General features: G+C 71.8%; 27 protein-coding genes and 1 pseudogene. 10 read left to right on the top strand and 18 right to left on the bottom strand.

The features are described 5' to 3' along the window. Positions 1-36 precede the first annotated feature (36 nt). Both ACZ6QQ_RS04060 and ACZ6QQ_RS04055 read right to left on the bottom strand, forming a co-directional pair. Positions 37-681 (bottom strand): HAD family hydrolase, encoded by a 645-nt coding sequence (locus tag ACZ6QQ_RS04060; protein ID WP_465874160.1) that lies wholly within the window; start codon positions 679-681, stop codon positions 37-39. A gap of 79 nt (positions 682-760) precedes the next feature. Continuing rightward, complete coding sequence (locus tag ACZ6QQ_RS04055; protein ID WP_465874158.1) at positions 761-1621, bottom strand: carbon-nitrogen hydrolase family protein; 861 nt, start codon at positions 1619-1621, stop codon at positions 761-763. An 82-nt stretch (positions 1622-1703) separates the two neighbouring features. Between ACZ6QQ_RS04055 and ACZ6QQ_RS04050 the strand changes: the two genes are divergently transcribed. The 7 genes from ACZ6QQ_RS04050 to mug are packed head-to-tail and all read left to right on the top strand — an operon-like array spanning position 1704 to position 7081. After that, a complete protein-coding gene (locus ACZ6QQ_RS04050; RefSeq protein WP_465874156.1) occupies positions 1704-2297 on the top strand; it encodes a TetR/AcrR family transcriptional regulator in 594 nt (197 codons plus the stop codon). 39 nt (positions 2298-2336) lie between these two features. Then, complete coding sequence (locus tag ACZ6QQ_RS04045; protein WP_465874154.1) at positions 2337-3284, top strand: TIGR04222 domain-containing membrane protein; 948 nt, start codon at positions 2337-2339, stop codon at positions 3282-3284. Positions 3285-3321: 37 nt separating this feature from the next. After that, positions 3322-4248: a TIGR04222 domain-containing membrane protein gene (locus tag ACZ6QQ_RS04040; protein ID WP_465874152.1), complete on the top strand. Its 927-nt coding sequence runs from the start codon at positions 3322-3324 to the stop codon at positions 4246-4248. Then, complete coding sequence (locus ACZ6QQ_RS04035; RefSeq protein WP_465874150.1) at positions 4245-5066, top strand: MbnB/TglH/ChrH family RiPP precursor modification enzyme; 822 nt, start codon at positions 4245-4247, stop codon at positions 5064-5066. The genes ACZ6QQ_RS04040 and ACZ6QQ_RS04035 overlap by 4 nt, the downstream gene beginning before the upstream one ends. Then, complete coding sequence (locus tag ACZ6QQ_RS04030; RefSeq protein WP_465874148.1) at positions 5063-5620, top strand: SCO6045 C-terminal-like domain-containing protein; 558 nt, start codon at positions 5063-5065, stop codon at positions 5618-5620. Before ACZ6QQ_RS04035 ends, ACZ6QQ_RS04030 begins: the two co-directional genes overlap by 4 nt. 34 nt (positions 5621-5654) lie before the next feature. Further along, positions 5655-6416 (top strand): SDR family oxidoreductase, encoded by a 762-nt coding sequence (locus ACZ6QQ_RS04025; RefSeq protein ID WP_465874147.1) that lies wholly within the window; start codon positions 5655-5657, stop codon positions 6414-6416. Next, entirely contained in the window at positions 6413-7081 is a 669-nt protein-coding gene (gene mug / locus ACZ6QQ_RS04020; RefSeq protein WP_465874527.1) for a G/U mismatch-specific DNA glycosylase, read from the top strand. Before ACZ6QQ_RS04025 ends, mug begins: the two co-directional genes overlap by 4 nt. Here the strand turns inward: mug and ACZ6QQ_RS04015 are convergent. The 3 genes from ACZ6QQ_RS04015 to ACZ6QQ_RS04005 all read right to left on the bottom strand — a co-directional run bounded on the left by ACZ6QQ_RS04015 (position 7015) and on the right by ACZ6QQ_RS04005 (position 10143). Then, positions 7015-8976, bottom strand: a complete 1962-nt coding sequence (locus tag ACZ6QQ_RS04015; protein WP_465874525.1) for an ABC transporter ATP-binding protein — start codon at positions 8974-8976, stop codon at positions 7015-7017. The genes mug and ACZ6QQ_RS04015 overlap by 67 nt on opposite strands. A gap of 128 nt (positions 8977-9104) precedes the next feature. Next, entirely contained in the window at positions 9105-9869 is a 765-nt protein-coding gene (locus ACZ6QQ_RS04010; protein WP_465874145.1) for an enoyl-CoA hydratase/isomerase family protein, read from the bottom strand. A 46-nt stretch (positions 9870-9915) separates the two neighbouring features. Then, positions 9916-10143, bottom strand: a complete 228-nt coding sequence (locus ACZ6QQ_RS04005; RefSeq protein WP_007462679.1) for a helix-turn-helix domain-containing protein — start codon at positions 10141-10143, stop codon at positions 9916-9918. A gap of 204 nt (positions 10144-10347) precedes the next feature. On the opposite strand from ACZ6QQ_RS04005, the gene ACZ6QQ_RS04000 reads away from it, so the two are divergent. After that, a complete protein-coding gene (locus tag ACZ6QQ_RS04000; protein ID WP_465874144.1) occupies positions 10348-10944 on the top strand; it encodes a cadmium resistance transporter in 597 nt (198 codons plus the stop codon). A 39-nt stretch (positions 10945-10983) separates the two neighbouring features. On the opposite strand, the gene ACZ6QQ_RS03995 is transcribed toward ACZ6QQ_RS04000, so the two are convergent. From ACZ6QQ_RS03995 to ACZ6QQ_RS03980, 4 genes are all read right to left on the bottom strand, one after another. Continuing rightward, positions 10984-12588 (bottom strand): ABC-F family ATP-binding cassette domain-containing protein, encoded by a 1605-nt coding sequence (locus ACZ6QQ_RS03995; protein ID WP_465874142.1) that lies wholly within the window; start codon positions 12586-12588, stop codon positions 10984-10986. Between the two features lie 185 nt (positions 12589-12773). Then, on the bottom strand, positions 12774-13244 hold the full coding sequence (locus ACZ6QQ_RS03990) for an Rv0361 family membrane protein (protein WP_465874140.1): 471 nt from the start codon (positions 13242-13244) through the stop codon (positions 12774-12776). Positions 13245-13379: 135 nt separating this feature from the next. Then, a complete protein-coding gene (locus tag ACZ6QQ_RS03985; protein ID WP_465874138.1) occupies positions 13380-14039 on the bottom strand; it encodes an acVLRF1 family peptidyl-tRNA hydrolase in 660 nt (219 codons plus the stop codon). Positions 14040-14062: 23 nt separating this feature from the next. Next, a complete protein-coding gene (locus tag ACZ6QQ_RS03980; RefSeq protein WP_465874136.1) occupies positions 14063-14701 on the bottom strand; it encodes a LysE family transporter in 639 nt (212 codons plus the stop codon). A gap of 197 nt (positions 14702-14898) precedes the next feature. On the opposite strand from ACZ6QQ_RS03980, the gene ACZ6QQ_RS03975 reads away from it, so the two are divergent. Continuing rightward, entirely contained in the window at positions 14899-18162 is a 3264-nt protein-coding gene (locus ACZ6QQ_RS03975) for a penicillin acylase family protein (protein WP_465874135.1), read from the top strand. An 85-nt stretch (positions 18163-18247) separates the two neighbouring features. On the opposite strand, the gene ACZ6QQ_RS03970 is transcribed toward ACZ6QQ_RS03975, so the two are convergent. From ACZ6QQ_RS03970 to ACZ6QQ_RS03930, 9 genes and pseudogenes are all read right to left on the bottom strand, one after another. Further along, entirely contained in the window at positions 18248-18703 is a 456-nt protein-coding gene (locus ACZ6QQ_RS03970; RefSeq protein ID WP_465874523.1) for a metal-sulfur cluster assembly factor, read from the bottom strand. Between the two features lie 26 nt (positions 18704-18729). Beyond that, on the bottom strand, positions 18730-19203 hold the full coding sequence (sufU, locus tag ACZ6QQ_RS03965; protein WP_465874133.1) for a Fe-S cluster assembly sulfur transfer protein SufU: 474 nt from the start codon (positions 19201-19203) through the stop codon (positions 18730-18732). Beyond that, a complete protein-coding gene (locus ACZ6QQ_RS03960) occupies positions 19203-20507 on the bottom strand; it encodes a cysteine desulfurase (RefSeq protein ID WP_465874132.1) in 1305 nt (434 codons plus the stop codon). Before ACZ6QQ_RS03960 ends, sufU begins: the two co-directional genes overlap by 1 nt. A gap of 20 nt (positions 20508-20527) precedes the next feature. After that, complete coding sequence (gene sufC, locus ACZ6QQ_RS03955) at positions 20528-21301, bottom strand: Fe-S cluster assembly ATPase SufC (RefSeq protein WP_465874130.1); 774 nt, start codon at positions 21299-21301, stop codon at positions 20528-20530. Then, positions 21298-21624: a non-heme iron oxygenase ferredoxin subunit gene (locus tag ACZ6QQ_RS03950; RefSeq protein ID WP_465874522.1), complete on the bottom strand. Its 327-nt coding sequence runs from the start codon at positions 21622-21624 to the stop codon at positions 21298-21300. Before ACZ6QQ_RS03950 ends, sufC begins: the two co-directional genes overlap by 4 nt. Next, positions 21624-21905: a SufD family Fe-S cluster assembly protein gene (locus tag ACZ6QQ_RS03945; RefSeq protein ID WP_465874520.1), complete on the bottom strand. Its 282-nt coding sequence runs from the start codon at positions 21903-21905 to the stop codon at positions 21624-21626. Before ACZ6QQ_RS03945 ends, ACZ6QQ_RS03950 begins: the two co-directional genes overlap by 1 nt. An 88-nt stretch (positions 21906-21993) precedes the next feature. Beyond that, positions 21994-22959: pseudogene (locus ACZ6QQ_RS03940) on the bottom strand (SufB/SufD family protein); the annotation flags it as partial. A gap of 52 nt (positions 22960-23011) precedes the next feature. Next, positions 23012-24442 (bottom strand): Fe-S cluster assembly protein SufB, encoded by a 1431-nt coding sequence (sufB, locus tag ACZ6QQ_RS03935; protein ID WP_465874129.1) that lies wholly within the window; start codon positions 24440-24442, stop codon positions 23012-23014. Continuing rightward, a complete protein-coding gene (locus ACZ6QQ_RS03930; RefSeq protein WP_465874518.1) occupies positions 24439-25128 on the bottom strand; it encodes a helix-turn-helix transcriptional regulator in 690 nt (229 codons plus the stop codon). Before ACZ6QQ_RS03930 ends, sufB begins: the two co-directional genes overlap by 4 nt. A gap of 201 nt (positions 25129-25329) precedes the next feature. Here ACZ6QQ_RS03930 and ACZ6QQ_RS03925 point away from each other — a divergent pair, with 201 nt between their 5' ends. Then, complete coding sequence (locus tag ACZ6QQ_RS03925) at positions 25330-26289, top strand: COX15/CtaA family protein (RefSeq protein WP_465874127.1); 960 nt, start codon at positions 25330-25332, stop codon at positions 26287-26289. Positions 26290-26410 lie beyond the last annotated feature (121 nt).

The following is a 26410-nucleotide window of genomic DNA, read 5'->3' as shown; positions in this document are numbered from 1 at the left end:
GGTCCAGTTCTCACCGGCGACCGGTTCAGTAGCAGCTCAGCCGGCGAGGACGGCGGAGACGGCGGGGATGAGGCCGTCGGCGGTCCTGGTCGGCGCGAACCGGGACTCCATCCAGCTCCGCCCCCGGTGCAGCCAGACGCTGGGCAGGCCGACCGCCGCCGCGCCACCGATGTCGGCCTCGGGACTGTCACCGACCACCCAGGATCCGCGCAGCTGCATCCGTACCCGCTGGGCGGCGAGGACGAAGATGCGCGGGTTCGGCTTGCTGACCCCGGCCTCCTCGGAAATGACCCAGTCCGCCACGTACCGGTCGAGTCCGGTCTTGCGGATGATCGCGTCCTGCTGGCGTACGGTGCCGTTGCTGACCACCACCGGCACCCAGCCGGCGTCGTCGGCGATCCGCAGCGCGCAGGCGATCAGCGGGTCGAGCCGGGTGTGTTCCACGACCCCGTCGTGCAGCGCCTCGACCAGGTCGATGGAGGGGGTACGCAGCCGGTAGCGGTCCCGGATCGCGTCGGCCACGTCCCACCGGTCGGTCAGCCCGTCCGCGTCGATGGAAAGCAGCCAGTCGATGTCGGTGTCGGGTGCGCCGATCTCGTCCAGGAAACGCTGCCCCCAGGCGCGGAACGGTCCCGCCCGGTCCAGCAGGGTGTTGTCCAGGTCGAGGAGCAGCAGTGGCACTCGCGCACCCTACGGGAACCGCGGTGTCCGACAACAGACCCCGGGTGTTAACAGCTTTCCCATATTGTGACCGGTCGAATCAGCCGGTGAGCACGGCCCGCTCGCCGCCCAACCCGGTCCGCCGGTCGGCGAGCATCCGGTGGGTGGACCGGACCCGGACCAACTCGACCGGGTCGAACACGCCGACCACCACCGCCTCGCCGTCGTCGCCACCACGGCCCAGCGGGCGACCCTCCGGGTCGTACAGGGCGGCGCCGCCGTTGAACCGCCACGGTGGTTCGCCGCCGACCGAGTTGGCGAAGGCGACGTACATGGTGTTGTCCAGGGCGCGGGCGGCGTAGTAGAGGTCGCGGCGGTGGGCCGATCCGGCCAGGTAGCCGCTCGGGCAGAGGTAGCCGTGGGCCCGGTCGGCGGCGGCGGCGCGGGCGTGCTCCGGGAAACAGCCGTCGTAGCAGATCCCGAGGCCGAGCCGCCAGCCGTCGACCAGCAGGGTGGCGCCGCGTTCGCCGGGGACGAACAGCTCCCGCTCGTCCGGTCCCCAGAGCTGCTGCTTGTCGTAAGCGGCGTGAGCCGTACCGGAGCGGTCGACGACCATCGCGGCGCAGGTGCGGCGCTGGTCGACGTACCGGATGGCGGCGCCGACGACGACCACGGCGCGGCGGTCGCGGGCGGCGGCCCGCAGCGGGTCCAGTCTCGGGTCGTCGATCCGGCCGCCGTCGGTCGCGGCCAGGTCGGTTCCGGCCGGGTCGGCCCGCAGGGTCGGCGGATGGTACGCGGGCAGGAACAACTCCGGGAGTACGACCAGTTCGGCGCCCTCGTCGGCGGCCCGGTGCACCAGCCGGGCGGCGGTCCTCGTGTTGCCGGTCAGGTCACCGGCGACCGGTTGCGCCTGGATCGCGGCGACCGTCAGCGGGCCGGGCGGCGCGTCGGGGATGCTCACGGGCGGCAGCCTATCCCGCCCCTCCCAAACCAAGCCGTACGTACGGTTTGCATCATGCCGCGGCACCTGACACGATCGACGGGTGCCCAGAGTGAGCCAGGACCAGCTCGACGCTCGCCGCCACGAGATCCTCGCGGCGGCGCGGGCCTGTTTCGCCCGCTACGGATACGAGGGTGCCACAGTCCGTCGGCTGGAAGAAGCGACCGGGCTCTCCCGGGGCGCGATCTTCCACCACTTCCGGGACAAGGACTCGCTCTTCCTCGCCGTCGCCGAGGACGACGCGGTGGCGATGGTCTCCACCGTCGCCCGCAACGGCCTGGTCCAGGTGATGCGCGATCTGCTCACCAGCGCCAGTTCCCCGGAGACCGCCGGCTGGCTCGGCAGCCAGCTTGAGGTGTCCCGCCGGCTGCGTACCGACCCCGAGTTCGCCAAGCGGTGGGCCGAGCGCTCGGCGGCGATCGCCGAGGCCACCCGGGAGCGGCTGGGCCGCCAGCGCGACGCCGGGGTGCTGCGCGACGACGTACCGATCGACGTGCTGGCCCGGTTCCTCGAACTCGCCTACGACGGGCTGGTGCTGCACCTGGCCATGGGACGCCCGGCCGGCGACCTCGGGCCGGTCCTCGACCTGGTCGAGGAGGCGGTACGTCGACCCGCTGGCAGCGGTGGCGCACACTGAGGAGCCCTCACCTCCCCGTACGACGAGGAGCAGCTCCCGATGCCCACCATCCCTGCGTTCATCTGGTACTACCTCGGCACGGCGGCGGTCATCGTCGTCGTCGCTCTGCTGCACCGGCGCCGGGTCCTCGACCAGCCGCCCGGCCTGCGACTGATCGAGATCACCCCGGCCCAGGCGGCGTACCTCGACAGCGGTGAGCGGCTGGCGGTCTACTCGTCGCTGGCCGCCCTGCGTCGGGTGGACGCCGTCGCGGTGACCGCCGACCGGCGGCTGACCACCACCGGCCCGCTACCACCATGGGCCAGCCGCCTCGACGAAGCGGTGTACGCCGCCGCCGAGAGCGGGCTGTCGCAACAGTGGCTGCGCGCCGACCCGGCGGTCCTGGCCGCCGTCGCCGACGTGAAACGCGCACTGGAGCAGGCCAACCTGCTGCTCGGCCGGGAGATCCGCCGGTCCGCCCGCCGGGGCTCGTGGCTCCTGCTGGCGCTGGTCGCCGTCGGCGCCGCCCGGCTCGGGATCGGACTCGGCCGGGGCGCCCCGGTCGACTACCTCTGGACGGCACTGGCCCTGGTCGTGATCGCGTACCTGGTGCTGATCGCCCGGATCCCCCGCCGCAGCCTCGCCGCCGATGCCATGCTCGTCCAGCTCCGGCGCGGTCACCGGCACCTCGCCCCGGCGGCAAAACCCGACCTCGGCACGCAGGACCCCAGCCTGGTGGCGATGGCCGTCGCGCTGTACGGCGTGAGCGTCATGTCGACTCTGGACCCGGAGATGGCGCAGGAGGCGCGCGACGAGCACGAGTCGACGTACAGCGGGGCGGCCGGCGCCGTCGGGTCCGGCGGCGGATCCGGTGACTCCGGGTCCGGCGACTCGGGATCGGGTGACTCCGGGTCCGGTGGCGGATGCGGGGGCGGTGGCGGAGGAGGAGGTTGCGGGGGCGGCAGCGGCGGAGGCGGATGCGGGGGCGGTGGTGGCGGTGGTGGCTGACCCCCCGCCGGTGGCGGTGCTGTTCCACAATGGGCCCATGCTGATCAGCGCCGCGGCCCCGGCGGACACCTGGGGCATCTCCGGGCCGACCTTCCTGTTCCTGTACCTGGCCGCAGCCGGCCTGTTGATCCTCGCCGCCGTGGTCCAACGTTCCATCGTCTTCGCCGGCCGGCGCGAGCTGGCGGCGAACCAACTCACCCCCGAGCAGGCCGCCTACCTCAACGGCGGCGAGCGGCTCGCCGTCTACGCCTCGCTCGGCGGCCTGCGTGCCGCGGGCTCGGTCGGCACCACCACAAAGGGCCGCGCGCTCACCGCCGCCGGGTCGATGCCGGCCGGAGCCACCCGCCTGGACCAGGCCGTCTACAACGCGGCCGGACGGCGGATCCGGCCCCGTGACCTGGCCGGCGACCACTATGTACGGGCCGCCCTGCACGACATCCGCCGGCAACTCGAACACGTCGGGCTGGCGCCGACCGTGGAGCAGCGCCGGGCCGCACGTCTGTTCCCGCTGCTGCTGCTCGGGCTGCTGGCGGTCGGTGTGGCCCGGTTCATCGCCGGGATCATCGGGGACAAGCCGGTGCTGTACCTGTTGGTGCTGCTCATCGGGCTCGCGGTGACCACCCTGATCCTGCTGGGCTCGGTGCCGAGGCAGACCCGCGCCGCCCGGACCGCCATCAAGACGCTCAAGGGGCAGCACGCTCACCTCTCCCCCAGCTCCCAGCCGTCGTACCACACGTACGGCGCCACCAGCGCCGCGCTCGGTGTGGCGCTGTTCGGCGGTGCCGCGCTCTACGCCCTCGACCCGGCCTTCGCCGCCGAGGCCGAGGTGCAGCGCAACCTCGCCAGCGGCAGCACCGGCGGTTCCTCCGACGGTGGCAGCAGTGGCAGCAGTGGCGGCGACGGGGGTGGCGGCTGCGGGGGTGGTGGCGGTGGCTGCGGCGGTGGCGGAGGGTGCGGCGGATGAACCTGCCCGGGTACGGCGTCGGCATCGGCTGGCGGCCGGAGATCTCCGGCTTCATCGCTGAGCTGCCCGGACTCCGTTTCGTCGAGGTGGTCGCCGAATCGGTCGCGGCCGGCGGTCCGGCACCGGCGGCCCTGACCGCGCTGCGCCAGCACGGCGCGGTGGTCGTACCGCACGGGGTGCGGCTCTCCCTCGGCGGCGCCGAGCCGGTGGAACCGGGCCGGGTCACCCACCTGGCCCGGGTCGCCGAACTGCTGGACGCGCCGCTGGTCAGCGAGCACATCGCGTTCGTCCGGGCCGGTGGCGTCGAGGCCGGTCACCTGCTGCCGGTGCCGCGTACCCGCGACGCGGTCGAGGCGCTGGTGGAGAACATCACCCGGACCCAGGCGGAGTTGCCGGTGCCGCTCGCGCTGGAGCCGATCGCCGCGCTCTTCGACTGGCCGGACGACGAGTTGGGCGAGGCCGAGTTCCTCACCGAGATCCTCGACCGGACCGGTGCGCTGCTCCTGCTCGACGTCGCGAACGTCTACGCCAACGCCCGCAACCGGGGCACCGACCCGGTCGACCTGCTCGACCGGCTGCCCCTGGACCGGGTCGCGTACGTACACGTCGCCGGCGGTGCCGAGCACGACGGGATCTACCACGACACGCACACCGAGGCGACCCCGGCGGCCGTACTCGACCTGGTCGGCGAGCTGTGCGCCCGGCACCGGCCACCGGCGCTGCTGCTCGAACGCGACGGGCGTTACCCACCGGCGCAGGCACTGCGCGACGAGCTCGACGCGATCGCCGCCGCCACCGGCTACCCGGCGATCACGTGAGCGGGGACCGGCTGCCCGGCGATCCTGTCAGTGGAGACCAGTCGCCCGGCGATCCCGTCAGCGGAGACCAGCCGCCCGGCGATCTCGTCAGCGGGGACGAGCCGCCCGGCAGGGAGCGGCTCGCCGCCCGGCAGGCGGAGCTGGTCGCGACCCTGGTGTCCGGGGCGCCGGTGCCCACCGGCTTCGACACCCGGCTGGTCGGGGCGGCCCGCGACGCGCTGCTGAACAAGCGGGCCGGTGACGTCGGCCGGCACTGGCCGCTGCTCGTCGCCGGACTGGGCGCCGCCTGGCTGCCCACGTTCCGGGCCTTCGCCGCCACCCGACCGACCAACGGCTCCCTGCGCGACGGCTGGGACCTGGCGAGGGAGCTGGCGACCGGTGGCCGGCTACCGGGACCGGCGGCCGAGGAGCTGGCCGTCCGGGAGGCGACCTGGCGCTACGACGGCGACTCCCACCCCCGGCCCCGACGCGGTCCGGCGCTCGGCCGGGCCGGTGGCACCCTGGTGCTCCGGGTGGCCGGGCGGGTCCGGGTGCTGCGCGACGGGCGCGGGTAGCAGCGACCTGCGGGCGTACGGCAGGATCGTCGCCATGGATCTCGGACTCACCGACCGGGTGTACGTGCTGACCGGCGCGTCGAACGGGCTCGGCTTCGCCACCGCCGAACAACTGGTGGCCGAGGGCGCCCGGGTGGTGCTCGCCGCCCGTGACCCCGGTCGGGTCGCCGCGGCGGTGCAGCGGCTCGGCGGTCCCGCGTACGCGACCGGCCTGACCGCCACGCTCGGCGACCCGGACACCGCTGCGCGTCTGGTCGACGCGGCCGGTGAGCACTTCGGCCGGCTCGACGGAGCGCTCGTCTCGGTCGGCGGGCCACCCGTCGGGTCGTCCGCGCAGGTGACCGACGAGCAGTGGCGGGAGTCGTTCGAAACCGTCTTCCTCGGCACGATCCGCGCCATCCGTACGATTGCCGAGGCGCTGCCCGACGGCGGCGCGATCGGGCTGGTCCTGTCCAGCTCGGTCCGGGTGCCCATCCCCCACCTGGGCATCTCGAACGGGCTGCGTCCCGGCCTGGCGGCGGTGGCCAAGGAGATGTCCGACTCCTACGGCCCACGCGGCGTACGGTTCGTCAGCCTGCTCCCCGGACGGATCATGACCGACCGGAACCGGCAGATCTTCGCCGCCAGCGGCGATCCGGAGCGCGCCCGCCTCGACGCGGAGTCGGCGATCCCGATGGGCCGGCTCGGTGATCCGGCCGAGTTCGGGCGGGTCGCCGCGTTTGTCCTCTCCCCCGCCGCGAGCTACCTGACCGGGATCACCATCCCGGTCGACGGTGGCGCGTTGCGCGGCCTCTGACCGTGCCACCTCGTCCACGCCGCCCGGTCCGGCGGCCGGATCGGGCGGAGCTGGCCGCCGCGTACGGCAAAACGATCCCCGACCTGATCGCGCCCGGACTGGACGTGCTGTTCTGCGGCATCAACCCCGGCCTCTACTCGGCGGCGATCGGCCGGCACTTCGGCCGTCCCGGCAACCGGTTCTGGCCGGCGCTGCACCGGGGCGGCTTCACCCCGCGCCTGCTCGGGCCGACCGACCAGGAGGAACTGCTCGGCTACGGCCTCGGCATCACCGACCTGGTGGAGCGGGCCACCGCCCGCGCCGACGAGCTGACCCCGGCCGAGCTCGCCCTCGGCGGGCGGCGGCTGCGGGCGAAGGTGCGGCGATACCGGCCGGCGTGGGTGGCGGTGGTCGGGGTGACCGCGTACCGGGTGGCGTTCGACCGGCGCGGGGCCGCCCTCGGCCACCAGCCGGAGGGGCTCGGCGGGGCGGGACTGTGGGTGCTGCCGAACCCGAGCGGCCTCAACGCCCACTACACGCCGGACCGGCTGGCCGGGACCTTCGCCGAGCTACGCGCGGCGGTCCTGGCCGGCCGGGCCGGTGAGCAGGGGCCCGTGGATCAGGCCGGGTCGAAGTCGCGCCGGGCCACGGTGGTCACCGGCTCCGGGCCGACCGCGTCGGTGTAGGGCTTCGGGGAGTCGGCGACCGCGAACTGGGTGCGGTACAGCTCGGCGTAGAGCCCGCCGACCGCGACGAGTTCGTCGTGCCGGCCCCGCTCGACGACCTTGCCGTGGTCGAGCACCAGGATCTGGTCGGCGTCCCGCACGGTCGATAGCCGGTGCGCGATGACCAGCGCGGTACGCCCGCTGAGCGCCACCGCCAGCGCCCGCTGTACGGCCGCCTCCGACTCCGAGTCGAGGTGTGCCGTGGCCTCGTCGAGGATGACGATCGACGGTGCCTTGAGCAGCAGTCGGGCGATCGCGATGCGTTGCTTCTCGCCGCCGGAGAACCGGTACCCGCGCTCGCCGACCATCGTCTCCAGGCCCTCAGGCAGGGCCCGGACCAGTTCCTCCACCTGGGCACCGCGCAGCGCCGCCCAGAGCTCGTCGTCGGTCGCGTCCGGCTTGGCGTAGCGGAGGTTCTCCGCGATGGTCTCGTGGAACAGGTGCGAGTCCTGGGTGACCACACCGATCTCGTCGCGCAGGGAGTCGAAGGTGGCGTCGCGGACGTCGACACCGCCGACGCGTACCTCGCCGTCGGTGACGTCGTAGACCCGCGAGACCAGCATCGAGGTGGTGGACTTGCCGGCGCCGGAGGGGCCGACCAGGGCCACCATCTGTCCCGGCTCGACGGTGAAGGAGACCCCGCGCAGTACCGGTTCGGAGACCGTACGGTCGAGCGCGGCGACGTCCTCCAGCGTGGCGAGCGACACCTCGGCGGCGCTCGGGTAGCGGAACCGCACGTCGCGGAACTCCAGCCGGCCGTTGCCGCGCGGGATGGTGACGGCGTCCGGCTTCTCCGCGATCGACGGCTTCAGGTCGAGCACCTCGAAGACCCGGTCGAAGGAGACCAGCGCGCTCATCACGTCCACCCGGACGTTGGACAGCGCGGTCAGCGGCCCGTACAGCCGGGTGAGCAGCAGGGCGAGGGTGACGACCGTACCGGCGCTGACCGAGCCGTTGACGGCCAACCAGCCGCCGAGCCCGTACGTGAGCGCCTGGGCCAGCGAGGCGACGAGCAGCATGGCGACGAAGAAGGTACGGGAGTACATGGCGGTCTGTACGCCGATGTCGCGTACCCGGTCGGCCCGTTCGGCGAACCGGCGGGCCTCCTCCTCGGGCTTGCCGAAGAGCTTGACCAGCAGTGCGCCGGCCACCCCGAACCGCTCGGTCATGGTGGCGTTCATCTTGGCGTCGAGGTTGTACGCCTCCCGGGTGATCTCGGCCAGCCGCTTGCCGACCCGGCGGGCCGGGACGACGAAGATCGGCAGCAGCACCAGCGAGATGACGGTGATCTGCCAGGAGAGGGTGAACATCACGACGGCGGTGAGGACGAGCTGGATGATGTTGCTGACCACGCCGGACAGGGTCGAGGTGAACGCGCGCTGCGCGCCGGTCACGTCGTTGTTGAGCCGGCTGACCAGCGCACCGGTCTGGGTACGGGTGAAGAACTGCAACGGCATCCGCTGCACGTGGTCGTAGACCCTGGTGCGCAGGTCCAGGATGATGCCCTCGCCGATCCGGGCCGAGTACCAGCGCTGGGCCAGGGAGAGCAGCGCGTCGACGACCGCGAGCCCGGCGATGAACAGGGCCAGTCGGACCACGATGCCGCCGGCGTCGGAGCCACCCTTGGTGATGGTGTTGATGACGTCACCGGCGAGCACCGGGGTGGCCACGCCGATCACGGCGGAGAGGACCACGGTGATCAGGAAGACGACGATGTCCCGCCGGTACGGCCGCGCGAAGGCGACGATCCGTCGGGTGGCGCCGCTACTGAGCTGGTGGCCACGGACCTCGTCCCGGCTCCGCATCGAGCGCAGCGTGCTCCATCCACCCATGCTGCCCATGCCACCGCCCGCCATCGGGTTGGACACCCGTCACCTCCGTGTCGCTAATTGTCGCGGACCTTACCGATCCGATTCCACCGACGCTTAAGTCAACCCGAGAGGTAAGTGGTTCTCTTCCCAGTTGCTCCTTACCATTTGCTTTTTTATTCGCCGCGGCCGGTGAGATCGCCTAAACGGCGCATCTGTGCCTCGCGTTCGGCCCGTTGTTGCTCGCTCGGAGTGCGTCCGGACGCACCGGCGAGCAGTGCCTTGATCTCGACCACCGCGTTGCGGTCCCCGGCCAGTACGGCCGCGGTCAGGTCGGCCACGGCACCGTCCAACTCCGCCACGGGCACGACCACGGTGGCCAGCCCCATCCGTTGGGCCTCGACCGCGTCCAGCCGCCGGCCGGTGACGCAGATCTCCAGCGCCCGCGCGTAACCGACCAGGTCGACCAGGCGCTTCGTGCCGGCCAGATCCGGCACCAGACCGAGTGTCACCTCGGCCATCGCCAGGCTGGCGTTGTCGGCCAGCACCCGCAGGTCGCAGGCGAGCGCGAGCTGGAAACCCGCGCCGATCGCGTGCCCCTGCACCGCCGCGATCGAGATCAGATCCGGGCGGTGCAACCAGGTGAAGCCGGCCTGGAACTCGGCGATCCGGCCGGCCGCCTCCGCAGGCGGCAGCGCGGAGAGCGCGGCGAACGAGTCCGGGCCGGTGGCACCGGCGACGGACCGGTCCAGGCCGGCGGAGAACGCCCTGCCCTCGCCACGCACCACCACGACCCGCACGTCCCCGGGCAGGTCACGGTCGAATGCGCGCAGCGCCCGCCACATCGCGGGAGTCTGCGCGTTGAGCACGTCGGGCCGGCACAACGTCACCGTCGCCACCGGCCCGTCGCATTCCAGCCGCACCCCGCCGACAGCGGTCACCAAGGGGTCTCCACTGCGCGGGGCGCGGACCAGGCTGAGAAGCGGCTCACGCCTTCTTGCGACGGCGAGCGCCGCCGCGCTGGCGCAACTGAACGCCGGACTCGGTGAGCACCCGATGGATGAACCCATAGGAACGGCCGGTCGAGGCCGCCAGGGCGCGAATGCTCTCGCCGGACGTGTACCGCTTGACCAGGTCCTTGGCGAGCGTCTGGCGCTCGGCTCCGACGATCCGGCGACCCTTCTCAGTGCTGGTGGCTGTGCCGGTGGCTGCCATGTTGATTCCTCACGTCCCAGACTGTGCGGTTCGATACGGTCCCACCTATTAGACCGCCTCGAACGATCATGCGCCAGATATCAACTCTTCGCCAACCGACACGCACAGCAGTGTCAATTTCCCGATTCAGCGATTGCGCCCTTGGCGAAAGCCCTCGTCCCGGCCCAGTGGGGGTTCCGGGTGTATGTCCGTACGCTGCACTCCGTGACCGACTATCTCGGAACGGCCGCCGCCGCAGCGGTCGTGTTCGCCGGCACCAACATCGACGACATCCTCATCCTGACCGTACTTTTCGTGACCTCCCACGGCACCGGGCGCCCACGCGGCTGGCAGATCGTGCTCGGCCAGTACGCCGGCATCGCGGTGCTCGTCGGGGCGAGCCTCGTGGCCGCCGCCGGGCTCCTGGTCGTGCCCGACCCGTGGACGGGACTGCTCGGCCTGCTCCCGATCGCCCTGGGCGTACGCGCCCTGCTGGCCGACGACGACGATGACGACACACCGGTCGTGGCGAGCACGATCGGAGTGGCCGGGGTGACGATCGCCAACGGCGCCGACAACATCGCCGTCTACGTGCCCGTGTTCCGCACCCTCGGGCCGGCCGACACGGGTGTCTCCCTACTCGTCTTCGCGGCGCTGATCGCGCTCTGGTGCGCCGTGGCGGCCCGGTTGGGCGGCCATCCGGGCGTGGTCCGGCTGGTGCAACGGGCCGGACACCGACTGGTGCCGGTGGTGTTCATCGCCATCGGCGTGCTGATCCTGGTCGGCTCCGGCGTGCTCGGCCGGCTGACCGGCCTGGACTGACCCGGGCCGGGCCGACCGACGGGCCGGGCCGGGCCGGGGTCAGGCCAGTTCGACCAGTTCGAGCAGGTCGTCGCTCCAGGCGTCCTCGTCACCGTCGGGCAGCAGGATCGCCCGGTCCGGCTTGAGCGCCAGCACCGCGCCCGGGTCGTGGGTGACCAGCACGATCGCACCGGGGTAGTTGGCGATCGCGTCCAGCACCTGTTCCCGGCTGACCGGGTCGAGGTTGTTGGTGGGCTCGTCGAGCAGCAGCACGTTCGCGCCGGAGCAGACCAGCGTGGCCAGGGCCAGCCGGGTCTTCTCCCCGCCGGAGAGCACCCCGGCCGGCTTGTCCACGTCGTCGCCGGAGAAGAGGAAGGCCCCGAGGATCTTGCGCAGGTCGGTGTCCGACTGCTCGAACGCGGCGCTGCGCATGTGCTCCAGCACGCTGCGCTCCACGTCGAGCGTCTCGTGCTCCTGGGCGTAGTAGCCCAGGCGCAGCCCGTGTCCGGGCCGGATCTCCCCGGTGTCCGGTTTCAACAACCCGCCCAGCATCCGCAGCAGGGTGGTCTTGCCGGCACCGTTGAGGCCGAGGATGGCCACCCGGGAACCCCGGTCGACCGCCACGTTGACGTCGGTGAAGATCTCCAACGAGCCGTACGACTTGGAGAGGCCGGCGGCGGTCAACGGGGTCTTGCCGCACGGTGCCGGACTCGGGAAGCGGACCTTCGCCACCTTGTCGGCGACCCGCGACTCCTCCAGCCCGGACAGGAGTTTCTCCGCCCGGCGGGCCATGTTCTGGGCGGCGACGGTCTTGGTGGCCTTGGCCCGCATCTTGTCCGCCTGCGCCATCAGCGCGCCGGCCTTCTTCTCCGCGTTGGCCCGCTCCCGGCGCCGGCGCCGCTCGTCGGTCTCGCGCTGCTCCTGGTACGTCTTCCAGCCGACGTTGTAGATGTCGACCACCGAACGGGTGGCGTCCAGGAACCACACCTTGTTGACCACGGCCTCCAGCAGCGAGGCATCGTGACTGATAACGATCAGCCCGCCCTTGTGCCCGGCGAGGAAGCCGCGCAGCCAGGTGATCGAGTCGGCGTCGAGGTGGTTGGTCGGCTCGTCGAGCAGCAGGATGCCGCCGTTGTTCTCGGCCGCGTCCCGGAACAGGATCCGGGCCAGCTCGATCCGCCGCCGCTGACCGCCGGAGAGGGTGCCGATGGTCTGGGCGAGCACCCGGTCGGGCAACCCGAGGTTGGCGCAGATCCGGGCCGCTTCGGCCTCCGCCGCGTACCCGCCGAGCGAGGCGAACTGGTCCTCCAGCGCGCCGTAGCGGCGTACCAGCCGGTCGTCGGGGCTCTCGGCGAGCTGCGCCTCGACCTCGGCCATCTGGGCCATCAGCACGTCCAGCCCTCGGGCGGAGAGCACCCGGTCGCGGGCGGTCACGTCCAGGTCGCCGGTACGCGGGTCCTGCGGCAGGTAACCGACCGCACCCCGACGGTCGATCGCGCCGGTGTAGGGCTGACCCTCACCGGCGAGCACCTTGAGCGTGGTGGTCTTGCCCGCACCGTTGCGCCCGACCAGGCCGATCCGGTCACCCGGCTGCACCCGCAGCGTGGTGTCGGAGAGCAGGATCCGGGCGCCGGCGCGCAGTTCCAGGCCGGTAACAGTGATCATGGTTTGGACTCACTCTCGGGGTCGAAGGCTGACTCAGGCACGCGGACGCACCGGCGGGGACGATGTCCCCCCGGTGCGGGGCGGATCAGCCTTCGCAGAGCAGCACGGGGCCAAGTGTACCGGGCCACCGGCCCAACCCCCGGTCGGATTCCCGCCCATGATCGGCGCGGCCGACGGGTGCCAGGTCAGGCCGGTAGCGGGTCGCCGCAGATCCGCCAGCTACCCCGGTCCTCGATCACCCGGTAGACCTGCGGCGCGCTGGCCCCGCTCGGGTCGACCAGGGTCACCCCGACCGAGAACGCCGGCCCGGACCGCTGGATCGTGTCGATCTGGTACGACCGCACCGCCGGCCGGCCACCGACGTCGGCGGCGAACTGTTCCCGGTCGAACCGCTCCTTCGTTTCGGTGCAGAGCTGATCGTACGCCCCGCCGTAGTTGCCGGCGACCAGGCGTTGGACGAAGGAGTCGATGGCGATCCGGGCCGCCGCCTCCGGCTGGGGTCCCGGCCGGAACCAGAAGAACCCGCCGATGCCCAGCCCGGTCAGGCAGAGCAGCACCGCCAGCCCGGCGACGAGCAGCAGCGGCCGGTGCAGTTCCCGGTCCGGCCGTGGCCACGCGGGGGCGGAACGGCGACGGGTGTGGGCGCGCGGAGCCATGGCGGGAGGGTAGCCAGCGCCCCGCGCCGACGCCATCCGGGGACCACCCGACCCACCCAGCACCGCCCGAAGGTCAGACCGGCACCGCCCGAAGGTCAGACCGGCGCCACCGAACCGCCCGGCACCGGCGGAAGGTCAGGCCGGCGTCGGGTCGGGGTCGCGGACCAGGACGCGTACCGACCGGGCGGCGGCGATCGCGTCGACCAGCACCGCGTGCCGGGGCTCCGGGACGTCGAGCAGCCGGTCGGCGCGCAGGGCGGCGAGCGGAGCGAGCCGTCGGTCGGCCAGGATCGTGTCGATCGCCCGGCGGTCCCCGCCCGCCACCACCGCGTCGAGGCTGCCGGCCACCGGCAGCAGCAACCGCAGGGCCAGCTCGACGGCGTCCGCCATCGCCGCCTTGGCCTGGTTGTCCCGGCGCCGGGCGAAGCGCTGCTGGGACCAGCCTCCGGCGGCGGTACGCCCCTGCACGTACCGGGTGTCCACCTTGGACGTCACCAGGGTCGCCCCGTCGGCGACACCGACGGCCACCGCGCCCTTGCGGGCCAGCAGCAGCCCCAACCGGCGGGCGGCACACACCAGTTCCAGGAAGGTGGTCAGGTCGGTGGCGGGCGGCGTACCCGGTGGGTGGTGCAGTTCGGCGCTGGCGCCGTCCGGGGCGGCGAGCAGCAGACCGTACGTCGTCGCGGTGGCGTCGGGCGGACCGTGCCGCGCGGTGAAGCCGTCGATCCAGCGGGCCACGCGGGCCGGCTCGACGTCGACCCACCGGCCGCCGCCAGCGGCGGGTCGGCTGCTCATCCCCCGACCGTACGGCAACCGACTCAGTCGGCCAGCAGCACACCCACGGCCAGCACCACGATCAGCGTGCTCGACACGAGCGCGGTGCCGAGTCGGCCCCGAGGGCTGGTCAGCACCCGGCCGAGCAACGAGCCGCCGCCCGCGATCAGCAGTTGCCAGCTCGCCGAGGCGGCCAGGACGGCCACCACGAAGATCACCGCGCCGCCCGGCGCGAACGGCTCGGATGTCTGCCGGCCCAGGATCAGGGCACCGAAGTAGAGGATGGTGGTCGGGTTGAGCAGGGTCAGGCCGAGCACCGCGCCGAACGCGCGACCGGGAGTGGTCAGACCCCGGCCGTCCCGGGCGGCCGGGTCGGGGTTGCGGTACTGGCGCAGCGCCCGGCGCACGGTCAGGCCCGCCAGCAGCAGCAGGATCACCACCGCCAGCACCCGCAGCGGTCCGGCGATCGGTTCGATCACACCGGCGAGCGCGGTGCCGCCGACCACCGCCACCCCGGCGTAGAGGCCGTCGGCGGTGGCCACCCCGAGCGCGGCGCCGGCACCCACCCGGAACGACGTACGGGCGGTCAGGGCGGCGACCAGTACGGCGATGGCACCCACCGGAATAGCGACCCCGTAACCGGCGACCAGGCCGGCGAAAAGGGCGTTGATCGACTCGTTCATCCGCCAGAGTGTGCGGGTAGCGCGGGCACCCGTCGACCTGTTTTCGCCGCAGTGGCGAGCGACGCGGGCCCGTCAACACGCGAATATGGCGGTGATGTATCGACGTTGTTAGGTCTTTCCAACGTCCTGAGTGACCGGTTAGCATCCGGTACCCGAAGTTTCTTCATGTAATGATCCCACCGGCAGGAGGATCAGCCATGCGCCCACATGTCCTGAACCGACGGGTGACGGCGGCCCTCGCCGTCCTGGTCACGACCGCCACCGCCCTCGTCGCCGGTCCCACCTCCGCGCAGGCCGCCCCGGAACCGGTCACGGCCGCTGCCGCACCGGGCGCGCCGGTCGGCGGCGCCGGCACCACCTCGTTCGCCGCCGGCGACTACTGCCTCGGCGAGTGCGCGGACATCCTGCCGCCCGGCCAGAACGGCAACGCCACCCTGGTAGAGATCCTCGGCAACCAGGCGCTCGGCACCCTGCCCCGGCACTCCGGCGACCAGCTCGGCAAGTACGCCAACCTGGTCTACGGGTACGCCGGCCTGCGCGAGGACCAGATCGGGAACTTCTTCAACGACGCCGCCTTCGGGGTCCCGCCGGGCCAGGCCGAGCGGACCTACTCGCCGCGCGCCGACGTCACCATCGTCCGGGACCGGTCCACCGGCGTCCCGCACATCACCGGCACCACCCGGGGCGGCACCATGTACGGCGCCGGTTTCGCCGGTGCCGAGGACCGGCTGTTCACCATGGACCTGCTGCGGCACGTCGGGCGCGGCACGCTCACCCCGTTCGCGGGTGGCGCCCCCGGCAACCGGGCCCTGGAGCAGAGCGTCTGGCGCAACTCGCCGTACACCGAGGCGGACCTCCAGGCGCAGGTCGAGGCACTGCGCCAGCGCGGCCCGCGCGGCGAGCAGCTCTACACCGACGTACGCGAGTACATCGACGGGATCAACGCGTACATCGGGGTCTGCATGGCGGGCCGCAACTGCCCCGGCGAGTACGTGCTCACCGGGCACCTGGACGCGATCACCAACGAGGGCGGCCCGGAGCCGTTCCGGATGACCGACCTGATCGCCATCGCCGGGGTGGTCGGCGGGCTCTTCGGCGGCGGGGGCGGCACGGAGATGCAGTCGGCGCTGGTCCGGATCGCCGCACGGGCGAAGTACGGCACCGTCGAGGGAGACCGGGTGTGGACCGCGTTCCGGGCCGAGAACGACCCGGAGGCGGTGCTGACCCTGCACGACGGCCAGAGCTTCCCGTACGGCGGTGCCTCGCCGGACGCACCCAGCGTGGTCCTGCCCGACGCCGGCAGCAGCCGGGTCGAACCGGTGGTCACCGACGAGACCGGTTCGGCGACCAGCAGCACGGGTGGCCCGTCCGAGCTGGCCGCCGCACTGTCCGGGCTGACCATCACTGCGGCCAGCCGGGGCATGTCGAACGCGGCCGTGATCTCCGCCGAACACTCCGCCACCGGTCACCCGGTCGCCGTCTTCGGCCCACAGACCGGCTACTTCAGCCCGCAACTGCTGATGGTGCAGGAGTTGCAGGGGCCGGGTATCAGCGCCCGGGGCGCCGCGTTCGCCGGCGTCAACCTCTACGTCCTGCTCGGCCGGGGTCAGGACTACGCGTGGAGCGCCACCTCGTCCAACCAGGACATCACCGACACGTACGCGGTCCCGCTCTGCACCACCGACGGCAGCGCACCCACGCTGGCCAGCAACCGTTACCGGTTCCGGGGGCAGTGCCTGGCGATGGAGGAGCTGTCGCACGTCAACTCCTGGACGCCGAGCGTCGCCGACGGCACCCCGGCCGGGTCGTACCGGATCGTCGCCCGGCGTACCGCGCTCGGCCTGGTCGGGTGGCGCGGAACCGTCGGCGGCCAGCCGTACGCGTTCACGTCGTTGCGGTCGACGTACCGGCACGAGGCGGACTCGGCGATCGGGTTCCAGATGTTCAACGACCCGGCCGCGATGGGGACCGCCACCGGGTTCACCGACGCCGCCGCCACCATCGGGTACGCGTTCAACTGGTTCTACGTCAACTCGGACTCCTCGGCGTACTTCACCTCCGGACTGAACCCGGTACGCGCCGCCGGGTCGAACCCGAACCTGCCGCAGAAGGCCGAACCGGCGTACGAGTGGCCCGGCTTCGACCCGGCGACCAACACCGCCAGCTACACCCCGGCCTCGGCGCACCCGAACTCGGTGGACCAGGACTACTACGTGAGCTGGAACAACAAGCAGGCCAAGGACTTCGGGGCGGCCGACGGCAACTTCAGCTTCGGTGCGGTGCACCGGGCCGACCTGCTCGACAAGCCGATCCGGGCCGCGCTCGCCGCCGGCCAGAAGTTCGACCGTGCCTCGCTGACCAGCCTGGTGCAGCGGGCCGGGCTGACCGACCTGCGCGGCATCGAGGTGCTCGACGAGCTGATCCGGGTGTTGGAGAGCCAACCGGTCACCGACACCGACCTGGCCGCCGTGATCGGCCGGTTGAAGAGTTGGCGGCAGGCCGGCGCGCTGCGGGTCGAGACCGCCAGCGGGTCGAAGGTCTACCAGCACGCCGAGGCGATCCGGGTCTTCGACGCCTGGTGGCCGCTGCTGGTCAACGGCCAGTTCAGGGCGCCGCTCGGTCCCGATCTCTACCAGGCACTCGTGAACGCGCTCCAGGTCAACGAGTCGCCGTCGGGCCACCAGCGCGGCGACGTCTCCGACCTGCCCGGATCGGCGAACGCAGCCCAGTCGCACAAGGGATCGTCGTTCCAGTACGGCTGGTGGGGCTGGGTCGACAAGGACCTGCGCGCGGTCCTCGGCGATCCGGTGCGGGGCGGGCTGGGCCGCACCTACTGCGGTGGCGGCGTCCTCGCCTCCTGCCGGCAGATTCTGCTCGACACGCTGCGCACCGCCGCCGCCCAGCCGGCGTCGACCGTCTATCCCGGCGACGCGAGCTGCGCGGCCGGTGACCAGTGGTGCGCCGACGCGATCATCCAGTCACCGCTGGGCGGGATCAAGCACGCCACCATCGCCTGGCAGAACCGGCCGACGTACCAGCAGGTGGTGTCGTTTCCGGCCGGTCGGGGCGACGACGTGAGCAACCTGGCCGCCGGGCGTACGGTCACCGCGTCGAGCAGTCAGCTCGGCAACGGCGCCGCCCACGCGGTCGACGGGGACCCCGGCACCCGCTGGGCGAGTGCGTGGTCGGACAACCAGTCGATCACGGTCGACCTGGGCTCGGTCCGCCCGGTCAGCCGAGCGGTGCTGAGTTGGGAGGCGGCGTACGCCCGCTCGTACCGGATCGACGTCTCCACCGACGGCACCACCTGGCAACCGGTCTGGTCCACCACGACCGGCGACGGCGGCACCGACCCCATCGCCTTCGCCACCACGACCGCCCGCTACGTCCGCATGCACGGCCTCACCCGCGCCACCGGCTTCGGCTTCTCCCTCTGGGAGTTCGAAACCTACGCCCACTGAGGCGCGCCTCATACAGAGAATGAGTGGTTGTCCGTACCCGGACAACCACTCATTCTCTACAACCGCGCCTTCGGGGGACGACGCGTCAGACGTTGAAGCCCAGGGCGCGGAGTTGGTCGCGGCCTTCGTCGGTGATCTTGTCGGGGCCCCACGGGGGGAGCCAAACCCAGTTGATCCGGAAGTCGGCGACCAGGCCGCCACCGGGGCCGGTGGTCAGCGCCTGCCGGGTCTGGTCCTCGATGACGTCGGTCAGCGGGCAGGCCGCCGAGGTCAGCGTCATGTCCAGGGTGGCGATGTTGTCGTCACCGACGTGCACGCCGTAGACCAGGCCGAGGTCGACCACGTTGATACCCAACTCGGGGTCGACGACGTCCTTCATCGCCTCCTCGATCTCACCGATCGCGGCCTTGCTGACCACCGTTCCGCCGGCCACAGTCTCGACTGCCTCGACGGCCTCACCCTTGTCGGGCGCCGCGTCGGCGGCACCGGTCGCGGCGACCTCGGCCGCCCCGGTGGCGCCCACGGTCTCCTCGGAACTCATGCCTTCCAGCACCTCGCTGCGCTCGCTCATGCCTTCACCTCCGGGCTCACGCCCACACCGGCGCGTACCGCGGCGTCCTTGAACGCCATCCACGGCAGCAGCGCACATTTCACCCGGCCCGGGTAGCGGGCGACACCGGCGAAAGCCACCCCGTCACCCAGCACCTCCTCGTCCGGCGTCACCAGCCCGCGACCGGAGACCAGCTCGACGAACGCCGCATGCACGGCAAACGCCTCGTCGGCACCCCGACCGTTGAGCAGTTCGTGCAGCACGCTCGCCGACGCCTGGCTGATCGAACAGCCCTGACCGTCGTACGAGATGTCGGACAGCACGTCCCGCGCCACCGACACCCGCATCGTCACCTCGTCACCACAGGTCGGGTTGACGTGGTGGGCCTCCGCGACCTGGCCCGCGTTGTCGGCCGGGTCACGCAGCCCGCGACCGTGCGGGTGCTTGTAATGATCCAGGATGATCTCCTGGTAGAGCTGGTCGAGTTGCATCAGCCGAAAACCTTTCGCACCTGCTCGAGAGCAGCCACCATCGAATCGATCTCGGCGGTGGTGGTGTACAGGTAGAACGAGGCGCGGGTGGTGGCCGGTACGCCGTACCGCACGCAGACCGGACGGGCGCAGTGGTGCCCGACCCGTACCTGCACGCCCTGGGCGTCCAGCACCTGACCGACGTCGTGCGGGTGCACCCCGTCGAGCGCGAACGAGATCGTGCCGCCCCGGCCGATCGGCACCACCGGCCCGAAGACCCGCAACCCGGGTACGGTCCCGAGCGCGTCCAACGCGTACGCGGTGAGCTCCTTCTCGTGCCACTGGATCGACCGCATCCCGATACCGGTGAGGTAGTCGACCGCCGCGCCGAGCGCCACCGCCTCGGCGATCGGCGGGGTGCCCGCCTCGAACCGGGCCGGTGGCGGCGCGAACGTCGAACCGCCCATGGAGACGGTCTCGATCATCGAGCCGCCGCCCATGAACGGCGGCATCGCCGCGAGCAGCTCCGCCCGACCCCAGAGCACCCCGATGCCGGTCGGCGCGCACATCTTGTGCCCGGTGAACGCGATGAAGTCGACGTCGAGGTCGACGACGTCCACCGGGATGTGCGGCACCGACTGCGAGCAGTCGAGCATCAGCAGGGCGCCGACCGCGCGGACCCGTTCGGTGATCCGCGCGGTAGCGTTCACGGTGCCCAGGATGTTGGAGACGTGCACCAGCGAGACGAGCTTGGTGCGCTCGTTGACCAGGTCGTCCAGCTCGGACTCGTCCAGCCTGCCGCCCTCGGTGAGCGGGAACCAGCGCAGCGTGGCGCCGGTCCGCTCGCAGAGCAACTGCCACGGGACGATGTTCGAGTGGTGCTCCATCTCGGAGATCACCACCTCGTCGCCGGGGCCGAGGCGGAACCTCGGGTCACCGTGCGCGGAGGCGGAGGCGTTCGAGAAGGCGTACGCGACCAGGTTGATCGCCTCGGTGGAGTTCTTCGTGAACACCACCTCATCCGGGCTCGGGGCGTTGATGAACGCGGCCACCTTCGCCCGCGCCCCCTCGTACGCCTCGGTCGCCTCGGTGCCCAGCGTGTGCACCGAGCGGGACACGTTGCCGTTGTGCCGCTCGTAGTGCTCCCGCAGCACGTCGAGCACCTGGCGCGGTTTCTGCGAGGTGTTGGCGCTGTCCAGGTAGACCAGCGGGTGCCCGTTGATCTCCCGATCGAGGATCGGGAAGTCGGCGCGCACCTTCGACACGTCGAAGCGGGGCACGTCGTCGTACTGCGGCATGCCCGGCGGGATCGCGATCGTGGTCATCTCCGGCAGCTCTCTCTCGTTCAGGCGCGGGCTGCGCCGGCTCCGGCGACGTACCGCTCGTAGCCCTCGGCTTCGAGCTTCTCCGACAGCTCCGGGCCGCCCTGCTCGACGATCTTGCCGCCGACGAAGACGTGCACGAAGTCCGGCTTGATGTAGCGCAGGATCCGGGTGTAGTGGGTGATCAGCAGCAGGCCGGTCTGGCCGGTCTCGCGGACCCGGTTGACCCCCTCGCTGACCACGCGCAGCGCGTCGATGTCGAGACCGGAGTCGGTCTCGTCGAGGATGGCGATCTTCGGCTTGAGCAGTTCGAGCTGCACGATCTCGTGCCGCTTCTTCTCGCCACCGGAGAAGCCCTCGTTGACGTTGCGCTGGGCGAACGCCGGGTCCATCTGGAGCCGCTCCATCGCGCCGCGCAGCTCGCCGGCCCAGGTGCGCAGCTTCGGCGCCTCACCGTCGACGGCGGTCTTCGCCGTACGCAGGAAGTTGGCCACCGACACGCCGGGGACCTCGACCGGGTACTGCATGGCCAGGAAGAGGCCGGCGCGGGCCCGCTCGTCCACGGTCAGCGACAGCACGTCGACGCCGTCGAGGGTCACCGAGCCGCCGGTGATCTGGTACTTCGGGTGACCGGCGATCGAGTAGGCCAGGGTCGACTTGCCCGAGCCGTTCGGGCCCATGATGGCGTGGGTCTCCCCCGCCCGCACGGTCAGGTCGACGCCGGCCAGGATCGGCTTGAGCTCGCCCTCGGGCAGCTTGACCGACACCTGCAGGTCACGGATCTCCAGAACGCTCACGGGGTAACTCCATTGCTTGGCGTAAGACTGACGAATACATCGCCGTCGCGGACCTCGACGGGATAAACGGGCACGGGTTCGGTGGCGGGCAGTCCGCTCGGCTCACCGGTACGCAGGTCGAACCGGGAGCCGTGCAGCCAGCACTCGAGCGTGCAGCCGTCGAGCTCGCCCTCGGAGAGGGCGACCGTGGCGTGCGAACACTCGTCCCGGATGGCGTAGAAGGCGTCGTCGTCGGCGTGCACCAGGGCGATCTCGGTGCCGTCGATCTCCGCCCGCACGACGGCGCCCTTGGGCACCTCGTCGACGGCACAGACGCGAACCATCAGGAGCCCGCCTTGACCAGCCGGGACTCGATCGCGTCGCCGAGCCGCTCGCGCAGCTCCGGCACCGGGATCTTGTTGATCAACTCGGCGAAGAAGCCGCGAACGACCAGCTTGCGCGCCTCCGACTCCGGGATGCCCCGGGCCATCAGGTAGAACAGCTGCTCGTCGTCGAAGCGACCGGTCGCGCTGGCGGGGGGGGGGGGGGGGGGGGGGGGGGGGGGGGGGGCGAGGGGGGGGGAGGGGGGGGGGGGGGGGGGGGCGGAAAAAAAAAAACCCCCCACAACTACAAACCCACCCCCCCCCCCCCCCCCCCCCCCCCCCCGCCCCCCCCCACCCCCCCCCCCCACCCCCCCCCCCCTCCCCCCCCCCCCCCCCCCCCCTCCCCTCCCCCCCCCCCCCCACCTCGCCGGTCTCGATTTCGAGATTCGGTACGGAGTCCGCCCGCGCCCCGTCCGACAGGACCAGGTTGCGGTTGATCTCGTACGTGTCGGTGCCGGTGGCGGCGGCCCGGATCAGCACGTCGCCGACCCAGACGGTGTGCGCGTCCACGCCCTGCAACGCGCCCCGGTAACCGACGTAGCTGCGGCAGTCCGGCACGGTGTGGTCGACCAGCTGCCGGTGCTCCAGGTGCTGCCCGGCGTCGGCGAAGTAGAGCCCGTACAGCTCGGCCTCGCCACCCCGGCCGGTGTAGTCGACGCTGGTGAACTGGCGTACCAGGTCGCCGCCGAGGGAGACCTGCACGTGCACCACCTTCGCGTCCCGGCCGAGCCGGACCCGCAGGTGCTGGGCGTGGACCGCGTCCGGCGCCCAGTCGGTCACCGTCACCAGGGTCAGCTTCGCCCCGTCGGCGACGGCCACCTCGACGTTGTCGGCCAGCAGCGCGCTACCGGTGTGCTCCAGCACCAGGGTGACCTCGGCGAACCGGCCCACCTCGACGAAGGTGTGCCCGTAGGCCACCTGTGCCGCGCCCGCGCCGACCACCCGGATCAGCGCCGGCTCGGTCACCACCGCCTCCGGGGCGACCGAGATCAGGAACGCGTCCGACGCACCGCCGTACGCGAGCGCGCTCACCCGGTCGAACGGGGTGAGCACGCTGCCGACCCGTGGGTCGTCGCGGCCGATGGTGCCGGTGCTGACCCCGGCCGGCAGCTCGCCGACCTCGTGGCCGAGCGGAGCGGCGGCACCGGTCGGGTCACCGGCGAGCGCCCGCAGGCGCTTGAGCGGAGTGAAGCGCCACTCCTCCTCCAGCCCGGTAAGGGCCGGGAAGTCGGCGACGTCGTACGAGCGGAGCGCCTGCGACTTGGTCGTGGGCGGCGCGAAAGCCTCGGTAGTCATCTCTTCCTTGAGTCTTCTCTGGCGAGGTCCGGTGGCGGGATGGCGGGCGGCGTCAGCCGACCGCGCCCTCCATCTGCAGCTCGATCAGGCGGTTGAGCTCCAGCGCGTACTCCATCGGCAGTTCCTTGGCGATCGGCTCGATGAAGCCACGGACGATCATCGCCATCGCCTCGTCCTCGCTCATCCCCCGGCTCATCAGGTAGAAGAGCTGGTCCTCGCTGACCTTGGAGACGGTCGCCTCGTGCCCCATCGACACGTCGTCCTCGCGGATGTCGACGTACGGGTAGGTGTCCGACCGGGAGATGGTGTCGACCAGCAGCGCGTCGCACTTGACCGTGGACCGGCTGTGGTGCGAGCCCTCCAGCACCTGGACCAGGCCCCGGTAGGAGGTGCGGCCGCCGCCCCGCGCGATCGACTTGGAGACGATCGTGCTGGACGTGTGCGGCGCGGCGTGCACCATCTTGGCACCGGCGTCCTGGTGCTGGCCCTCACCGGCCATGGCCACCGAGAGCACCTCGCCCTTGGCGTGCTCGCCGACCATGTAGACGGCCGGGTACTTCATGGTGACCTTGGAACCGATGTTGCCGTCGATCCACTCCATGGTCGCGCCCTCGTGGCACACGGCCCGCTTGGTGACCAGGTTGTAGACGTTGTTCGACCAGTTCTGGATGGTCGTGTAGCGGCAGCGCGCGTTCTTCTTGACGATGATCTCGACGACCGCGCTGTGCAGCGAGTCGGAGGAGTAGATCGGCGCGGTGCAGCCCTCGACGTAGTGCACGTACGCACCCTCGTCGACGATGATCAGGGTCCGCTCGAACTGGCCCATGTTCTCGGTGTTGATCCGGAAGTACGCCTGCAGCGGGATGTCCACCCGGACGCCCTTGGGCACGTAGATGAACGAGCCGCCGGACCAGACCGAGGTGTTCAGGGCGGCGAACTTGTTGTCACCGACCGGGATCACGGTGCCGAAGTACTCCTTGAAGAGTTCCTCGTGCTCCTTGAGCGCGGTGTCGGTGTCCAGGAAGAGAACGCCCTGCTCCTCCAGGTCCTCACGGATCTTGTGGTACACGACCTCGGACTCGTACTGGGCGGCCACACCGGAGATCAGCCGCTGCTTCTCGGCCTCCGGGATGCCCAGCTTGTCGTAGGTGTTCTTGATGTCCGCGGGCAGGTCGTCCCAGCTCGCGGCCTGCTTCTCCGTCGAGCGGACGAAGTACTTGATGTTGTCGAAGTCGATCCCGGTGAGATCGGCACCCCAGGCCGGCATCGGCTTGCGACCGAACAGGCGCAGCCCCTTGAGCCGCAGGTCGAGCATCCACTCGGGCTCGCTCTTGAGCGCGGAGATATTGCGCACCACCGCCTCGGACAGACCACGCTGAGCGGTCGCGCCAGCGGTGTCGGTGTCGGCCCAGCCGTACTCGTATCGGCCCAGGGCTGCGAGGTGCTCCTCCTGGGAGACGGGCGCAACGATCTGCTCGGTCATCTATCTGTCCTCACAGTGGTGGAGGGATTTCCGGGTTGGGCGCGCCTGGACTGAGCGGGAATGTGCGTGGTGCACACCCCGTCGCCGTGCGCGATGGTGGCCAGCCGCTGCACGTGGGTGCCGATCAGGCGGGAGATGACCGCCGTCTCGGCCTCGCACAGCTGGGGGAACTCCGCGGCCACGTGTGCCACCGGGCAGTGGTGCTGGCACAGCTGGCCACCGGTGGCGATCGTGGACGCGTTGGCAGCGTAACCCTCGGCGGTGAGCGCACCCGCAAGCGCCTCCGCGCGGGCCAGCGGGTCGTCGCCGGCGCCCTCCAGGGCGGACCGGCAGCGGGTCTCCAGGCCGGAGACCTGCTCGGCGGCGAAGGCGTCCACCGCCCGGGGGCCACCCTGGCGGGCGATCCAGCGCAGCGCGGCGGTGGCCATGCCGTCGTAGGTGTGGGTGCCGCAACGGACCTTCGCCGAATCCGTGAGCATGAACACCCGGGCCGGACGGCCCCGGCCCCGGTGACCGCGCAGGGGCTGTTCGCGGGAGATCACGTCACCGTCGGCCAGCATCGCGTCCAGATGCCGGCGGATCGCGGCCGGACTGAGCCCCAGCGCCGTGCCGAGATCGGCCGCGGTCGAGGCGCCGTGCGCCAGCAGGAGGCGGGTGACCCGGTCCCGGGTGCGATCAGCGATCATGGAGGGGGCGTGCGGGGGCACGGCGGCACCGGAGGCCGGATCGGCCACCGGATCGTGCTCGGAGAGCGCCGCCATGTTTTTCACTACGCCAACGTTACGTATTTCCCGAGACGACCGCAAACCGTACCGCGAGTGATCCGGACCACCGGTTTGCGCCGGTCGCCGACGGGGCCCACCACTACGCTACGTAGGATTACCGCCGTGAACCGAATCGGCCGCCCTCCGGTCAGCATCCCGCTCCTGCGCCGCCTCGCGCTCGCCTCGGTGGTCGCCAACGTCGGCATCGTGGTCACCGGCGGCGCCGTCCGGCTCACCGGCTCCGGACTCGGCTGCCCCACCTGGCCCCGCTGCACCGACGAGTCGTACACCACGACACCGGCGCTCGGGATCAACGGCGCGATCGAGTTCGGCAACCGTACGCTCACCGGCGTGGTCGGGCTGATCGCCCTCGCCGGCCTGCTCGCCGCACTGCTGTACCGGCCGCGCCGCCGCTCGCTGGTGCTGCTCGCCGGGGCGGTGCTGCTCGGCGTCGCGGCCCAGGCGGTGATCGGCGGGATCACCGTACGGATGCACCTGAACCCCGGCGTCGTCGGCGTCCACTTCATCGTGTCGATGCTGCTGCTGCTCTCCACGTACGCGTTCTGGCGTCGGGTCGACGAGCCCGACGGGCCGGCCCGACCGACGGTGCCCCGACCGGCCCGGACGCTGACCTGGCTCACCCTGGCCGTCAGCGGCGCGGTGATCGTGATCGGGGTGCTGGTCACCGGCAGCGGCCCGCACGCCGGTGACGTGAAGGCCGCCCGCAACGGCCTCGACCCACAGGCCATCGCCCAGTTCCACGCCGACCTGGTGTTCCTGCTCGTCGGCCTGACCATCGGCCTGCTCCTGGCGCTGCGCGCGCTCGGCGCCCCGGCGGTCGCGGTACGCGCCGCGACGGTGCTGCTCGTGGTCGAACTGGGCCAGGGCCTGATCGGCGTCGTGCAGTACCTGACCCACCTGCCGGAGCTCCTGGTCGGCGCGCACATGCTCGGGGCGTGCCTGGTCTGGCTGGCGACGCTGTCGGTGCTCTGGTCGACCCGGCAACGGCAGCCCGCCTCGCTGGCCGTCCCCGTCGAGCACGCCGCCGACTCCGCCACACCCGCCCCCGCCCTGTCCCGCTGACTACGGCCGTTTGCGCCCACCCTCCCGTACCGGCCGGGGCGATGTCCCACTTTCACGAAACGAGTGCCCGTCCGGGTCCGGACGGGCACTCGTTTCTGGGTCGGACGCGTACCGCCCGGAC

Source organism: Micromonospora sp. NPDC049529 (assembly GCF_055586685.1).
The sequence above is the reverse complement of the archived record's forward strand: the minus strand, read 5'-3'. Positions and strand labels throughout refer to the sequence as shown.

Coding starts and splice junctions, on each gene's coding strand:
- ACZ6QQ_RS03990 (WP_465874140.1), bottom strand. CDS start 13,244: ATGGCTCCGCGCGCCCACACCCGTCGCCGTTCCGCCCCCGCGTGGCCA.
- sufB (WP_465874129.1), bottom strand. CDS start 24,442: ATGACCGAGCAGATCGTTGCGCCCGTCTCCCAGGAGGAGCACCTCGCA.
- ACZ6QQ_RS03980 (WP_465874136.1), bottom strand. CDS start 14,701: ATGAACGAGTCGATCAACGCCCTTTTCGCCGGCCTGGTCGCCGGTTAC.
- ACZ6QQ_RS04035 (WP_465874150.1), top strand. CDS start 4,245: ATGAACCTGCCCGGGTACGGCGTCGGCATCGGCTGGCGGCCGGAGATC.
- ACZ6QQ_RS03930 (WP_465874518.1), bottom strand. CDS start 25,128: ATGATCGCTGATCGCACCCGGGACCGGGTCACCCGCCTCCTGCTGGCG.
- ACZ6QQ_RS04045 (WP_465874154.1), top strand. CDS start 2,337: ATGCCCACCATCCCTGCGTTCATCTGGTACTACCTCGGCACGGCGGCG.
- ACZ6QQ_RS03995 (WP_465874142.1), bottom strand. CDS start 12,588: ATGATCACTGTTACCGGCCTGGAACTGCGCGCCGGCGCCCGGATCCTG.
- ACZ6QQ_RS04040 (WP_465874152.1), top strand. CDS start 3,322: ATGCTGATCAGCGCCGCGGCCCCGGCGGACACCTGGGGCATCTCCGGG.
- ACZ6QQ_RS03985 (WP_465874138.1), bottom strand. CDS start 14,039: ATGAGCAGCCGACCCGCCGCTGGCGGCGGCCGGTGGGTCGACGTCGAG.
- ACZ6QQ_RS03950 (WP_465874522.1), bottom strand. CDS start 21,624: ATGGTTCGCGTCTGTGCCGTCGACGAGGTGCCCAAGGGCGCCGTCGTG.
- ACZ6QQ_RS04025 (WP_465874147.1), top strand. CDS start 5,655: ATGGATCTCGGACTCACCGACCGGGTGTACGTGCTGACCGGCGCGTCG.
- ACZ6QQ_RS03970 (WP_465874523.1), bottom strand. CDS start 18,703: ATGAGTTCCGAGGAGACCGTGGGCGCCACCGGGGCGGCCGAGGTCGCC.
- ACZ6QQ_RS03960 (WP_465874132.1), bottom strand. CDS start 20,507: ATGACCACGATCGCGATCCCGCCGGGCATGCCGCAGTACGACGACGTG.
- ACZ6QQ_RS04015 (WP_465874525.1), bottom strand. CDS start 8,976: ATGGCGGGCGGTGGCATGGGCAGCATGGGTGGATGGAGCACGCTGCGC.
- ACZ6QQ_RS03975 (WP_465874135.1), top strand. CDS start 14,899: ATGCGCCCACATGTCCTGAACCGACGGGTGACGGCGGCCCTCGCCGTC.
- ACZ6QQ_RS04005 (WP_007462679.1), bottom strand. CDS start 10,143: ATGGCAGCCACCGGCACAGCCACCAGCACTGAGAAGGGTCGCCGGATC.
- sufU (WP_465874133.1), bottom strand. CDS start 19,203: ATGCAACTCGACCAGCTCTACCAGGAGATCATCCTGGATCATTACAAG.